General features: G+C 67.5%; 13 protein-coding genes. 4 read left to right on the forward strand and 9 right to left on the reverse strand.

The window, feature by feature from the left end:
- Positions 1 to 73 precede the first annotated feature (73 nt).
- Both DMX10_RS25755 and DMX10_RS25760 read right to left on the reverse strand, forming a co-directional pair.
- A complete protein-coding gene (locus DMX10_RS25755) occupies positions 74 to 547 on the reverse strand; it encodes a hypothetical protein (RefSeq protein ID WP_111263772.1) in 474 nt (157 codons plus the stop codon).
- 12 nt (positions 548 to 559) lie between these two features.
- Positions 560 to 1,063, reverse strand: coding sequence for a hypothetical protein (locus DMX10_RS25760; protein WP_111263773.1), 504 nt, complete (start codon positions 1,061 to 1,063; stop codon positions 560 to 562).
- A gap of 445 nt (positions 1,064 to 1,508) precedes the next feature.
- Between DMX10_RS25760 and DMX10_RS25765 the strand changes: the two genes are divergently transcribed.
- The 3 genes from DMX10_RS25765 to nfuA all read left to right on the forward strand — a co-directional run bounded on the left by DMX10_RS25765 (position 1,509) and on the right by nfuA (position 5,563).
- A complete protein-coding gene (locus DMX10_RS25765; RefSeq protein WP_111263774.1) occupies positions 1,509 to 2,477 on the forward strand; it encodes a hypothetical protein in 969 nt (322 codons plus the stop codon).
- A gap of 127 nt (positions 2,478 to 2,604) precedes the next feature.
- Complete coding sequence (locus tag DMX10_RS25770) at positions 2,605 to 4,884, forward strand: fatty acid cis/trans isomerase (protein WP_111263775.1); 2,280 nt, start codon at positions 2,605 to 2,607, stop codon at positions 4,882 to 4,884.
- A gap of 94 nt (positions 4,885 to 4,978) precedes the next feature.
- Positions 4,979 to 5,563 carry a Fe-S biogenesis protein NfuA gene (gene nfuA / locus DMX10_RS25775; protein WP_111263776.1) on the forward strand — a complete coding sequence of 195 codons (585 nt, stop codon included), beginning with the start codon at positions 4,979 to 4,981 and terminating at the stop codon, positions 5,561 to 5,563.
- Between the two features lie 751 nt (positions 5,564 to 6,314).
- On the opposite strand, the gene DMX10_RS25780 is transcribed toward nfuA, so the two are convergent.
- From DMX10_RS25780 to DMX10_RS25810, 7 genes are all read right to left on the reverse strand, one after another.
- Positions 6,315 to 7,496, reverse strand: coding sequence for an MFS transporter (locus DMX10_RS25780; protein WP_111263777.1), 1,182 nt, complete (start codon positions 7,494 to 7,496; stop codon positions 6,315 to 6,317).
- 15 nt (positions 7,497 to 7,511) lie between these two features.
- Positions 7,512 to 8,021 carry an HPP family protein gene (locus DMX10_RS25785; protein ID WP_111263778.1) on the reverse strand — a complete coding sequence of 170 codons (510 nt, stop codon included), beginning with the start codon at positions 8,019 to 8,021 and terminating at the stop codon, positions 7,512 to 7,514.
- A gap of 15 nt (positions 8,022 to 8,036) precedes the next feature.
- The gene (locus tag DMX10_RS25790; RefSeq protein ID WP_111263779.1) at positions 8,037 to 8,285 is read right to left on the reverse strand and encodes a DUF1272 domain-containing protein; all 249 of its coding nucleotides are present in this window, start codon (positions 8,283 to 8,285) and stop codon (positions 8,037 to 8,039) included.
- 10 nt (positions 8,286 to 8,295) lie between these two features.
- Positions 8,296 to 9,303, reverse strand: coding sequence for a GlxA family transcriptional regulator (locus tag DMX10_RS25795; RefSeq protein WP_111263793.1), 1,008 nt, complete (start codon positions 9,301 to 9,303; stop codon positions 8,296 to 8,298).
- Positions 9,304 to 9,403: 100 nt separating this feature from the next.
- Positions 9,404 to 10,435, reverse strand: coding sequence for a DNA topoisomerase IB (locus tag DMX10_RS25800; protein WP_111263780.1), 1,032 nt, complete (start codon positions 10,433 to 10,435; stop codon positions 9,404 to 9,406).
- Entirely contained in the window at positions 10,432 to 11,145 is a 714-nt protein-coding gene (locus DMX10_RS25805; RefSeq protein WP_111263781.1) for a DUF421 domain-containing protein, read from the reverse strand. The genes DMX10_RS25800 and DMX10_RS25805 overlap by 4 nt, the downstream gene beginning before the upstream one ends.
- A 191-nt stretch (positions 11,146 to 11,336) precedes the next feature.
- Complete coding sequence (locus DMX10_RS25810) at positions 11,337 to 11,606, reverse strand: hypothetical protein (protein ID WP_111263782.1); 270 nt, start codon at positions 11,604 to 11,606, stop codon at positions 11,337 to 11,339.
- Between the two features lie 336 nt (positions 11,607 to 11,942).
- Between DMX10_RS25810 and DMX10_RS25815 the strand changes: the two genes are divergently transcribed.
- Positions 11,943 to 12,575, forward strand: a complete 633-nt coding sequence (locus DMX10_RS25815) for a PA2778 family cysteine peptidase (RefSeq protein WP_236205651.1) — start codon at positions 11,943 to 11,945, stop codon at positions 12,573 to 12,575.
- Positions 12,576 to 12,728 lie beyond the last annotated feature (153 nt).

The raw sequence follows: 12,728 nt of genomic DNA on the forward strand, positions 1-12,728 counted from the left end.
GGAGGCGGGCGGGGCGGGGGCGTGCGGGGAGCGCGGCCGTGGATGAGGCGGGGTCATCCACGGCGCGAGTGGATCAGCCGCGGCAGCTGGCCGTGGCGTAGACGAAGTACTTCACCAGGTCGCGGTCGGTGCGGTTCCAGACCTCGCCTACCGAGCGCAGGCCCTGGCTCTGGCCGACCGCGCCGGCGATGCTGCCGCACCAGACGCGCGGGTACTTGCCGCGATACAGGGTGCCGCCGATGACCACGGCGACGTGGCCGTTGTTGCGCGCCGGGTTGTGGTCGCTGCCCTTGATGCCGGCGATCACGAAGTAGCCCTGGGAGGCCTTCTGCGCGGCTTCGTCACCGCTGGCCAGTTCCTTCCAGCCGGTGGCCTGGGGCAGGCCGCCCATGATGGCGTCGGCATTGCCGCCGGGAATCGGTACGCCGAGGGTGGCGGCCACCGATTGCAGGAAGCCGGAGCAGTTGTTCTTGTTCTGGGTACCGGCGATGAAGCTCTGGTCCCAGGCCGCGGTGCAGGCGTTGACGATGCAGGTGTCGAGGCTCATTGACTATCCCTATCAGGGTTTGCAGAAAGGCTGTACGGGTTGCTTTGCTTGGGTCTTGCAGCTGCCGCTGTCGTCGCAGTCGGCACCGAGCACCAGCTCCTCGCCCTCGACGCTGGCGCGCTTGCCGGTGATGTCCTGGCGGTGCAGCACCTTGCAGGTGGCGGTGTCGTAGGCCACCAGTTCGCCGTTCGAGCCGCTGAACTCGTAGGTCACCAGGCGCGTTTCGTCGCGGCTGAGGAACAGCGGGTCGCGGGCCCAGATGCCTCCGTCCTCGATGTTGCAGCGCTTGCCGCTGGCCTTGTCCAGCAGCACCACTGGCGGCTCGGGGAAGGCGTCGGGCTCGGCGATGTCCGGGTTCTCGTTGACGAAGCGCACCTGCAGGCGCTGGCCGTCGCCGACGAATGTGCTGGGCGCTTCGGGGCTGGCCACCAGCTTGAGCGGCGCGAAGCCGCAATCGGAGGCCTGGGCGCAGGCGCTGAGGGTCAGGGCGGCGAGGGCGCCGGCGAGGGGTTTCATGGTCAGGATCTCCTGTGGCATGGCTGGGGCCGGCCCGAGGGGGCGATCGGTTGCAGTCAGGAGGGGTGGGCGTGCCGGACGGCGGCCCTGGAGCACGTTCCCTGTAGCTGCGCCGACATCGTCCCTGGTGGCCTGGCGTGGCGGCAGGATACGCCGGTGGCCCGCCACGGGGGATGACGGCGTTCACGTCTGCGCGGCTTTGCGGGCCCCGGCGGACGGACGGCGGCGCTGGTGGACTGCATCGGGCCGCTGCGGGCCAGCGGGGTGAGGCCGGCTGTGTGGATTGTCGATGTGGGTCACGAAAGCGGGCTCCTGCCCTTCCCAATGCAGGTGCGGCTGTTGCAGATTGATGCTGGCACCTGGCTAGTGCAGCCGGCGAGGCCTTCGACGTCACGGTTGACGTCCTCCCGCACGACAGACTGAACGCATACAAGGAAGCAGTTCGATGGAACACGCGAAGAAAGTGATGGAAATGGCCGGCTACTTTGCTGGACATGCGGTACAAGGCGTCGCCAGCGGGGAGATGCTGATCCCCATCGTCGGCTACCTGGGCACCGACCAGCAGACCAGCATGGTGCGGCTGCTATCGGACAGTTCCGTGGAGGCCATGCAGCAGGGCGAGGCGCGCATCACCAGCCTGGAAGAGGACAAGCTGGGCGCGGTGTTCATCCGTGACGGCCTGGTCACCCTGCCCACCGGCAAGACCGACTGCCTGATCGTCGACATCCGCTTCGCCTCGGACAAGCAGCGTCATTTCCAGTGGCTGTTGCCCTACCGCAACGCCGGCCATGAGGCCGGCTTCGCCGTGCACAAACCCAAGGCCTCGGCTGGCGCGGGTTTCTCCAACGACCAGTTGCAGGAGCTGGCCGCAGCCTTCTTCGATGGCCTGGAGAACAACGAGGAAGCCCTGGAGGTGTGGAATAGCAACTTCGTCGAGCAGGCGGGCGAAAGCTCCGGGTTCCAGGGCCAGGAGAACACCCAGTTCACCGCCGAGGAGTTCCAGGCCCTGCGCCGGGCGCCCTTCATGGTGTTCCTGCTGGTGGCGGCCGCCGACGGCAAGCTCGACAACAAGGAGGCGCAGGCCTTCGTCAAACAGCTGGGGGATTCGGCCAAGAACGGCGGCCAGCTGTATTCGCGCATCATCACCAACGTCATCACCGACGTGCCGTCGCTGCTGACCGAACTGCTGACCACCCCCCTCAACCATGCCCAGGAGCTGCTGCGCATCCGCCTGATCGTGGAGACCAAGGTGGCACCGGACGAGGCGCAGGCCTTCAAGCAGGCGTTGCTGGGCCTGGGCAAGGCGGTGGCTTCGGCCTCCGGCGGCTTCCTCGGCTTCGGCAGCAAGATCAGCAAGGAAGAGAAGGCCACCCTGGAGCGCATCGCCGCCTGCCTGGGCCTGACCTACGCCTGAGAAGCGGCGGCGGGGCGATGGGCTGTGCCGCGAGGGGCCGCCCATCACCACCCTGGCTGCCGCTTCGCTGCAGCGCAGCGCGGATGCCGGTAGAATCGGCCGATTTCGTTCGCCAAGGAAAAGGTCCATGCCGTATCGCGCGTTGTTCGCCGCAGCCCTTCTTTTCGTGAGCGCTGCGGCGCATGCCGAGGGAATTTCCTACACCCGCGACATCCAGCCGATCTTCACCGAGAAGTGCGTGGCCTGCCATGCGTGCTACGACTCGCCCTGCCAGCTCAACCTGGGCAGCGGCGAGGGAGCGGTGCGCGGGGCGACCAAGCTGCCGGTGTACGACGGTACGCGCACCCGCGCGCAGGCCACCACGAGGCTGTATTTCGACGCCCAGGGTGAGGCGGCGTGGCGCGACAAGGGGTTCTACTCCGTGCTCCAGGGCCAGGCCCCGCAGGCGGCACTGATGGCGCGCATGCTGGAGCTCGGGCACCGCGCGCCGCTCACGCCCAACGCCAAGCTGCCGGAAGACCTGGACATCGGCATCAATCGCCAGAACCAGTGCCCGACCCCGGACGAGTTCGACGACTACGCGAAGAAATTCGCCCACGCCGGCATGCCCTTCGCGGTGACCGGCCTGGACGACCAGCAATACCAGACGCTGCAACGCTGGCTCGCCGCCGGTGCGCCGGTGGAGGCGAGCGCGGTGACGCCGACACCGGACGAGGCACGGCAGATCGCCGAGTGGGAGGGGCTGCTCAACGCCCGGGGTGCCCGCGAGGTGCTGGTGGGGCGCTGGCTGTTCGAGCACCTGTTCCTTGCACACCTGTACTTCGACGAGGGCAAGAGCGGGCACTTCTTCCAGCTGGTGCGTTCGCGCACGCCCAGCGGCAAGCCCATCGATCCGATCGCCACGCGCCGGCCCAACGATGACCCGGGCACCGATTTCTACTACCGCCTGTGGCCCATCCAGGGCGTGATCGTGCACAAGACGCACATCACCTACCCACTGAGCGATGCCAGGCTGGCCCGGGTCAACGCGCTGTTCTTCGGCAGCGACTGGACCACCGACAAGGTGCCGGGGTACGGCGCGCAACGCCGGGCCAACCCGTTCGAGACCTTCGAGGCCATCCCGGCCCAGGCGCGCTACCAGTTCATGCTGGATAACGCCGAGTACTTCGTGCGCACCTTCATCCGTGGGCCGGTGTGCCGCGGGCAGATCGCCACCGACGTGATCCGCGACAACTTCTGGGCGCTGTTCCAGGACCCGCAGCACGACCTCTACGTCACCGATGCCGCCTACCGGGGCGAGGCGACGCCCTTGCTGGCGATGCCCGGGCAGTTCGACGAGATCGGCGGGTTGCTGAGCCTGTGGCACAGCTACCGCGACAAGCGCAACGCCTACGAGGAGCTGCGGCGCGACGCCTACGCCGATGCCCCGGTGCCCACCTGGGCGGATATCTGGAGCGGCAACGACAATGCCCTGCTGTCCATCTATCGCCAGTTCGACAGCGCCTTCGTGCGCAAGGGGCTGATCGGCGAGGTGCCGCAGACGATGTGGCTGCTGGACTACCCGCTGTTCGAACGCACCTATTACCAGTTGGTGGTGAACTTCGACGTGTACGGCAACGTCTCGCACCAGGCGCAGACGCGGTTGTATTTCGACCTGATCCGCAATGGTGCCGAGGTCAACTTCCTGCGCCTGATGCCGGCCGAGTCGCGCACCGCGATCCTCGACGACTGGTACCAGAACAGCGGCAAATTGAAGATGTGGCTGGACTACGAGGACATCGACGACGACACGCCCACCGGGCTGTTCCTGCCGGTCGAGCGCGCCAAGGGCTCCTTCGCGGCGCAGCTGCTCAAGCGCTACGCCGACCTCAACGCCAGGCCTGACCCGATCAACCGCTGCACCACCGGCAATTGCTACCGCCCGGACATCGACCCGGCGCTGCAGCAGGCCGAGCAGGCGCTGAGCCAGTTGGTCAGCCGGCCGGCGGCGGGGCTCAAGGTGATCGACCAGATGCCGGAGGCGACGCTGTTGCGCGTCGAGCTGGCGGACGGGCGCCGCGAGGTCTACAGCGTGCTGCGCAACCGCGCGCACAGCAACGTGGCCTTCATGATGGGCGAGGAACTGCGCTACCAGCCCGGCCTGGACACCCTGACCATCTACCCCGGCGTGCTGACCAGCTACCCCAATTTCATGTTCAACCTGCGCGCCGAGGAGGTGCCGGCGTTCGTCGCCGCGCTCGGCCAGGTGAAGGACACGCCGGCCTTCGACAAGGTGGTGGAGCGTTGGGGTATCCGGCGTAGCCATCCGCAGTTCTGGCGTTATTTCCACGATCTCTCGGCCTACATCCACGAGACCGACCCGGTTGAGGCCGCAGTGCTGGACATGAACCGCTATCAGAACTTCTGAGGATTTGTCGCGAATTATTCCTACTAAAACACTAGGACTTTATCCGTAGGACCTGATTGGCGTACACTGCGCCCCATGTTTGCGAGGAGTTGCCATGAGCGCCATCACCATTACCCAGGCGGCCGAAGACTATCTGGCTGACCTGCTGTCGAAGCAGAACACCAGCGGTATCGGTATCCGTGTCTTCATCACCCAGCCGGGCACCCAGTACGCCGAAACCTGCATCGCCTATTGCAAGCCGGGCGAACAGAAGCCCGAGGACACCCCGCTGGCTCTCGCGTCCTTCACCGCGTGGATCGACGGCCTGAGCGAACCCTTCCTCGAGGACGCCGTGGTCGACTACGCCACCGACCGCATGGGCGGCCAGCTGACCATCAAGGCCCCGAACGCCAAGGTGCCGATGGTCAACGAGGACAGCCCGTTGAACGAGCGCATCAACTACTACCTGCAGACCGAGATCAACCCCGGCCTCGCCAGCCACGGCGGCCAGGTGAGCCTGGTGGACGTGGTCGATGAAGGCATCGCCGTGCTGCAGTTCGGCGGCGGTTGCCAGGGGTGCGGCCAGGTCGACCTGACCCTCAAGGACGGTGTCGAGCGCACCCTGCTCGAGCGCATCCCGGAGCTGAAGGGCGTGCGTGACGTGACCGACCACAGCAACCGCGAGAACGCCTACTACTGAGGCGTTGAAGCGGTAAGGAAAAAGGCAGCCCCCGGGCTGCCTTTTTCATGTCCGCAATTCCCCCGTAGGATGGCGTAGAGCGCAGCGAACCCCAGGCTGCCCGAGGTTCACGGGATACACCGGACGATGGGATTCGCGGAGCTCTTCCCATCCTACGGCTCCGCTGCACCCCAATGCCTTCCGCGCGCGTTGCTCTCCGTCTGCTCTCCGTCTGCTCTCCGTAGGATGGCGTAGAGCGCAGCGAAACCCATGCTGCCCGAGGTTCGTCGGATACACCGGATCGATGGGATTCGCGGAGCTCTTCCCATCCTACGGCCCCGCTGCACCCAATGCCTTCCGCGCGCGTTGCTCTCCGTCTGCTCTCCGTAGGATGGCGTAGAGCGCAGCGAAACCCATGCTGCCCGAGGTTCGCCGGATACACCGGACGATGGGATTCGCGGAGCTCTTCCCATCCTACGGCTCCGCTGCACCCCAACGCCTTCCGCGCGCGTTGCTCTCCGTCTGCTCTCCGTAGGAGGGCGTAGAGCGCAGCGAAACCCATGCTGCCCGAGGTTCGCCGGATACACCGGATCGATGGGATTCGCGGAGCTCTTCCCATCCTACGGCCCCGCTGCACACCAATGCCTTCCGCGCCCGTTGCTCTCCGTCTGCTCTCCGTAGGATGGCGTAGAGCGCAGCGAAACCCATGCTGCCCGAGGTTCGCCGGACACACCGGATCGATGGGATTCGCGGAGCTCTTCCCATCCTACGGTCATGATGCGGTTTGGGCCTGGGCGGCCCTGCCGCGACGCACCATGAACAGTGCCAGCAGGACGACCGCCACCAGCGGCAGTATGCCGAGGTTCACTGCACCCCAGCCGAGGCCGGTGATCAGGGCGCCGGAGGCGAAGGAGGCACAGGCGGCCACCAGGCTGTTGCACAGCTCCATCAGCGCCTGGGCCTGGCCGCGCTCCTCGGTGGCATGCCCTTCCGCCAGCAGCGTGGTGCCGGCCACCAGCATCAGGTTCCAGCCCAACCCGAGCAGGAACGAACTCACCAGGAAATACGCCATGCCCAGCCCGGCCAGGGCGATGCCGGCGCTCAAGAGCAGCAGCACGGCACCCGACAGGGCCACGCGGCGGCTGCCGAAGCGGTCCACCAGCGGGCCGGCGGCGAAGGCGGGGAGGAACATGCCGAGCATGTGCCAGCGGATCACCTCGGAGCCGGCTTCCAGCGGCAGGCCGCAGAAGCTCATGGCCAGGGGCGTTGCGTTCATCACCAGGATCATCAGCCCGTGGCCGATGGCGGTGGTGGCGATGGCGGCGCGGACCAGCGGACGCTTGAGCAGGGCCTGGGTGGCCGCCCAGCCGGCCTTGGGCGGCCGGGGCGCCTGGCCTTCACGCAGCAGGCGCAGCAGTGCGAGGGCGACCAGCGCCAGGGCGGCGATGGCCAGGTAGGCGCCGACGAAGGGCGTCTCCAGGGCATTGCGCGACCAGAGCGCCAGGCTCGGCGCCAGCAGCGCGGCGCAGATTCCGCCGCCGACCACATAGGCAGTGGCGCGGCCCTTGTGCCTGTCGTCCACGGCTTCCTGGGCGGCGAAGCGGTAGTACATGGCCGAGGCCTGGTAGGCGCCGATGGGCAGGGCGCCCAGGCACAGCAGGGTGAAGTCGCCTAGCCAGACGCCCAGGGCACTGACCAGGCCGCCGAGCACGCCGGCGGCGGCGCCGAGCATCAGCCCCGGGCGGCGACCGTTGCGCTGCATGAACAGCGACAGCGGCTGCACCGCCAACAGGTTGCCCAGCACCAGCAAGGCCAGGGGCAGGGTGGCCAGGGCGTTGAGCGGCGCCAGTTGCAGCCCCACCAGCGAGGTGAGGGTGATGCCGATCATCGAGCAGCTCCAGTACAGGGCCTGCCCGGCGAACAGCAGGCGGATGCTCGGGTTGCGCAGCAGCATGGGGGCCTCGGCGGCTTACCAGTACTTGGGGTAGCGGGCCTCGCGGCTCGCGTTGTTGTAGACCAGTGCCACCAGCACCAGCAGCAGGGCCCCGCTGAGGGTGGGGTAGAGCAGGAAGTCCCAGCCCGGCTGCAGGAGGAAGACGATCACCGGATTGGAGCCGGCCGGCGGGTGCACGGTGCGGGTCAGCATCATCAGGGCGATCGCGCTGCCCACCGCCAATGCCACCGCCCACCAGTGCGGGCCGCAGACGTGCAGGAAGGCAAGGCCCGTGAAGGTGCTCAGCAGGTGGCCGAAGACGACGTTGCGCGGCTGCGAGAAGGGCACGTCGGGGAAGCCGAAGACCAGCACGCAGGAGGCGCCGAAGGAGCCGAGCAGCAGGCTCAGGGTCAGCGCGTCGCCCAGGCCGGCGATGCTGGCGATGGCGAGGACGCCGCCGAGCCAGGCGATGAACACCTGGCGCGTGGCGGGGCGAGGGGGCAGGGCGACGGCGTCGCCACGGAGTTTCTTCACCAGTTCGAGCATGGTCGTCTTCCGGGTTCAGGCGCGCTTGGCGCAGCCAGTGGGGTTGTGGATGCGCTGGCTCGACGGCGGATTGGCGGCGAGCTTGGCGGCGGGACGGATGGGGCGCTCGACCAGCTTGCCGGCGCAGTTGGGGCAATGGCCGGCGAGGTGGGTTTCGACGCAATCGCGGCAGAAGGTGCACTCGAAGGAGCAGATCATCGCCTCGGCGGAGTCGGGCGGCAGGTCCTTGTCGCAGCATTCACAGTTGGGGCGCAGTTCCAGCATGGCGGTTTCCTCAGGGCGTGGTGGGGCGTCCGAAGCGCTCCGCATATTCCTGCGGGCTGATGGACAGGTGCTTGTGAAAGGTGCGACGCAGGTTCTCGGGATGGCCGAAGCCGGTGAGGCGGGCCACGGTGGCGATGGAGGCCTGGGCGTCCTGGAGCAATGCGCGGGCGGCCTCCAGACGCACCCGCTCGACGTACTTGCCGGGCCCCATGCCCAGCTCCTGGACGAAGGCCCGGGACAGGCTGCGCGGTGCCATGCGCGCCTGGGTGGCCAGTGCCTCAAGCGACAGGTCGCCACCGAGGTTGCCGGGAATCCACTCCAGCAACGCGGCCAGGCGCGGTGTGCGGCTGGGCTCGCAGTTGAGCAGCGCGCTGAACTGCGCCTGGCCGCCGGGGCGGCGCAGGAACAGCACCAGCCGGCGTGCGACCGCCAGCGCCATGGTGCGGCCGAGGTCGGCTTCCACCAGTGCCAGCGCGAGGTCGATACCGGCAGTGACCCCGGCGGACGTGAATACGTGTGGGTCGCCGTCGCGGCCGTCGGGGGCATAGGTATGCAGGCGATCGCCCTGCACGTCGATGTCGCAATAGCCGCCGAGGGCGGGCACGTCGGACCAGTGGGTGGTGGCGCTGCGTCCGGCCAGGAGGCCGGCGGCGGCGAGGATCAGCGCGCCGGAGCAGATGGAGCCGAGCCGCCGCACCCGGGGCTCGGCCTCACGCAGCCAGGCCAGCAGGGGTGGGTTGCGGCACAGGCGCTCGACGCCCAGGCCGCCGGCCACCAGCAAGGTGTCGAGGCTGGCCGGGTCGACTTCGTGATAGGCGGCCTCGGCGACCAAGGCGAAGCCGGCGGAGGTTTTCACCGCGCCGGCCTCGGTGCCGATCAGGCGGATCCGGTAGGTATCGGGGAGGCCCTGGCGCTGGCGTTCGACGTTGGCCGAGGCGAAGACCTGCAACGGGCCGGTCACGTCCAGGCTCATCACATCGTCGAAGGCCAGGCAGGCAATGGTGCGCAGGGTGTCCATGGCGTAGTCCATCAGGTTGATGGCGCCAGTCTGCGTCCTGTCGGGTTTGGCGACAATGACAATAACCCCACAGATATTGCCAAGGCGTTGGCCGGGCCGTTCAGCCCTCCGGGTCGGCGTGCAGCGCCTGGAGGAAGTTCATCAGCGACGCTTCCTCGGCGCTGAGGCCCTTGCGTTTGCGGGCTTTCTTCAGGCCCTGCAGCTCGCCGGCGAGGAAGGCGTCGATGATGGCCGGGTGGACGTAGCACTTGCGGCAGACGGCGGGTGTATTGCCCAGCTCGCGGGAGACCTGGCGGATCACCTCCACCAGGTGCTTCCTGGCGCTCGCCTCGTTCTGCCAGCGGTGCTTGCGCAAGTGCTCCAGGGCCAGGGCGCTGCCGGCCCAGGTGCGGTAGTCCTTGGCGGTGAAGTCCTCGCCGGCATGGCCGCGCAGGTAGTCGTTGATGTCGTGGGAGCTGACGGTGCGGCGTTCGGCTCCATCGTCGAGGTACTGGAACAGGTGCTGGCCGGGGAGCTCCAGGCAGCGCCGGAGGATGCGCGCCAGCCGCGGATGGCTGAGCTTCACGCTGTGCTCGACGCCGCTCTTGCCCTTGAACTCGAAGCGGATGCTGCTGCCCTTCACATCGACGTGGCGGGTGCGCAGGGTGGTGAGGCCGAAGGATTTGTTGTCCCGCGCGTAGCGGCTGTTGCCAATGCGGATCAGGGTGCGGTCGAGCAGGGCGACCACGGCGGCCATGACCTTGTCGCGGCCCAGGCCGGGCTCGTCCAAGTGCAGGTCGATCCGCCGGCGCAGGGCCGGCAAGGCCTGGCCGAAACGCAGCAGGCGCTCGTACTTGGCGGCGTCGCGTATCTCGATCCACAGCGGGTGGTAGCGGTATTGCTTGCGCCTGCGGGCATCCCGGGCGGTGGCCTGGATGTGGCCTTGGGGGTCGGCACAGATCCACACCTCCTGATAGGCGGGCGGGATGGCCAGTTTGTTGATGCGCTGGATCTCCAGCTCGTCGCGGATGGGCTTGCCGGCCAGGTCGATGTAGACGAACTTGCCGCGGCTCAGGCGGCGGGCGAAGCCGGGCATGCTGTCTTCGACGTAGCGCAGCTGCGGCGGCAGGGCGGGCGGCGTTGCGGCTGTCATGCGTGCGCCTCCACGGGGGAAGCCTGGTGCTTGCGGCCCAGGGCGCGTGACCAGGCGTGGGCGTCGCAGCGGGGGCAATGGGCGTCCTGCCCCTGGGCGAGGCGCTGGGTGAACCCGCACCGGTTGCAGGCGTAGAGGCCGTCCTCGCTGGGGCGCTCCACGGTCTGGCGCAATTGGCGGGGGAGCACGGAGAGGCCTTCGCGCGCCTCGCTGTCATCGAAGAAGTAGAGGCTGACGTCGCCATTCACTTCGAGTATGGCCAGGCGTACCTGGCCCAGGTGCTCGACGCTCTGGCGGCGCAGCTCCATGAAGAACTCGTCGCTGGAGATGTTGTTGCGGGCCAGGGCGTCGATGTCGTAGAGGCCGTCGCGGATGATTACGACCGGCTCGCCCTCCAGCCAGGCGCCGAAGCGGCGGCTGTGCTCCATGGCGTAGGTGGTGACGCGGTACAGCACCAGCAGGGTGACGAAGACCACGAGGATCGGCAGCAGGGGCACGTCTTCGTAGAAGGAGACGTCGCCGGCTGCGGAGCCGAGGGTGAGGATCACCAGGACCTCGAACAGGGATATCTGGCGGACACCGCGCCGTCCGGAAATCTTCAGGAACGCGAATACCACGACAAAGGCGAAGAGGGCGCGCAACGCGACTTCGGCGAGGAAGGCGAGGGGGAACTGATCGATGAGGATTCGCTGCCAATCGAATGGGCTCATGGCCTGTGTGCTCCTTGCGCAGGTCGAAACGAGGCGTCGCGGGCGGTTGCCGCGTGTGCTCGGGGCTGCAAGGTTATGGACAGCGGAGGCGGGGAAATTTCGTCAGTGACAGACGAGGCGGCGTCGCGATGACGCCAGGGCGGGCAGCCGGGAAGCTGCCCGCCGCGCAGTGGGCACAGCGCTGGAAGGTGTTACTCGGGCATTTTCCAGGGGTCGAGGCTGTAGCCCTTGCGGCTCAGCTCCTCACGGGACTGCTTGAGGATGCTGGCCAGCTGTTGGGGATCGCAGTAGGTGCTGCTGGCGATTTTCGAGCGGCCCAGCAGGCGCGTGCTGGTGCGGTCGATGACGCTCAGGCTGAGCTCGCCGTTGCCATCCTGAGGGGCCCAGGCCACGCACTGGAAGGGTTGGAAGGCGCGGCCAGCGATGATCAGGGCTTCGTTGACGCGAAGTGTTGCGTTCATGGGGTGGGTCTCTCCGTATTGTGCCCAATGAGGTCGACGGGGCGGGTCGTATCGACCGTTGCCTGCCGTCGTGGATATGGATGGCGAAACCTGACCAGGAAGTCACAGCGGGTCGTGAATAAATAATTATTTGTCGCGGCAATGAATGGATTGGCAATAACGCTCTCGAAAAACCGTCATTTCCGTGCGCTCGACGACCCGCCTCGGGTATACAGATGCGCCGTGTACCGGGCCATCCGCGCCGGTATGATCCCTTCCATATCCATCATGATCCTGTGAACCCCTGGGGTAGATGCAGTGCCTATTCGCCGTAACCGATCCCTTGCCGGCTGTGCCGTGCTCGCCTTTTCCGTCCTGCTGGCCGCCTGTTCCGCCCAGCCCACCTCGCCGGCGCTGCGTGGCCTGCCCGAGGCGGTTGAGCTGAGCAACGTGCCGTTCTTCGCCCAGCATGCCTACCAGAGCGCGCCGGCGGCGTTGGCTGCGCTTTTCACCCTGCAGGGGGAGACGGTGACGCCGGGCATGGTGGAGAAGGAATTGCGCCTGCCGGAGCGCGAGGAGGGGCTGCAAGGGAACCTGGCCGATGTGGTGCACCGTCACGGGGTGCTGGTCTACCCGCTGGGCGACCAGGTGGAGGACCTGCTGGTGCAGGTAGCGGCAGGCAATCCGGTGCTGGTGCACCTGCGTCAGGGCTATGGCTGGCTGCCGTCGTGGCGTTATGCGCTGGTGGTGGGCTATGACCGCCACAAGCAGGTGTTGCTGCTGCGGGCCGGCGGTGAGCGGCGCCTGCCGATGGGCTTCTCGGAGTTCGAGTCGGACTGGGCGGGGGCGGGCCACTGGGCGGTGCTGCTGCAGGCGCCGAACCAGCTCCCGGCGCAGGTCGATGCCGAGCGCTGGAAGCAGGCGGCCGACGCCCTGGCGGGTGCCGGCCAGGCGGATGCAGCGAATATCGCGAGGAAGCAGCTGCGCTGAATGCCCGTACGGAGCTCGGAGTTTGGACGTAGGTGCACCACGCGTACCTCGGAGCCTGCCGGAAGCACTGGGCACAGCCTGTGGCATGCGTTCACTCAACTCAAATCGTTGCAGGCGGAACCGTGGCTGATGACCACGCCCTGAAGACGTGGT

It is taken from the genome of Pseudomonas sp. 57B-090624 (genome assembly GCF_003234055.1).
Taxonomy (GTDB): domain Bacteria; phylum Pseudomonadota; class Gammaproteobacteria; order Pseudomonadales; family Pseudomonadaceae; genus Metapseudomonas; species Metapseudomonas tohonis.

Bases quoted from the DNA above. Each gene is read 5' to 3' on its own strand.
- DMX10_RS25795 (WP_111263793.1), bottom strand. From the start codon at position 9,303: ATGGACACCCTGCGCACCATTGCCTGCCTGGCCTTCGACGATGTGATG.
- DMX10_RS25760 (WP_111263773.1), bottom strand. From the start codon at position 1,063: ATGAAACCCCTCGCCGGCGCCCTCGCCGCCCTGACCCTCAGCGCCTGC.
- DMX10_RS25770 (WP_111263775.1), top strand. From the start codon at position 2,605: ATGCCGTATCGCGCGTTGTTCGCCGCAGCCCTTCTTTTCGTGAGCGCT.
- DMX10_RS25790 (WP_111263779.1), bottom strand. From the start codon at position 8,285: ATGCTGGAACTGCGCCCCAACTGTGAATGCTGCGACAAGGACCTGCCG.
- DMX10_RS25800 (WP_111263780.1), bottom strand. From the start codon at position 10,435: ATGACAGCCGCAACGCCGCCCGCCCTGCCGCCGCAGCTGCGCTACGTC.
- DMX10_RS25755 (WP_111263772.1), bottom strand. From the start codon at position 547: ATGAGCCTCGACACCTGCATCGTCAACGCCTGCACCGCGGCCTGGGAC.
- DMX10_RS25765 (WP_111263774.1), top strand. From the start codon at position 1,509: ATGGAACACGCGAAGAAAGTGATGGAAATGGCCGGCTACTTTGCTGGA.
- DMX10_RS25805 (WP_111263781.1), bottom strand. From the start codon at position 11,145: ATGAGCCCATTCGATTGGCAGCGAATCCTCATCGATCAGTTCCCCCTC.
- DMX10_RS25785 (WP_111263778.1), bottom strand. From the start codon at position 8,021: ATGCTCGAACTGGTGAAGAAACTCCGTGGCGACGCCGTCGCCCTGCCC.
- DMX10_RS25810 (WP_111263782.1), bottom strand. From the start codon at position 11,606: ATGAACGCAACACTTCGCGTCAACGAAGCCCTGATCATCGCTGGCCGC.
- DMX10_RS25780 (WP_111263777.1), bottom strand. From the start codon at position 7,496: ATGCTGCTGCGCAACCCGAGCATCCGCCTGCTGTTCGCCGGGCAGGCC.
- nfuA (WP_111263776.1), top strand. From the start codon at position 4,979: ATGAGCGCCATCACCATTACCCAGGCGGCCGAAGACTATCTGGCTGAC.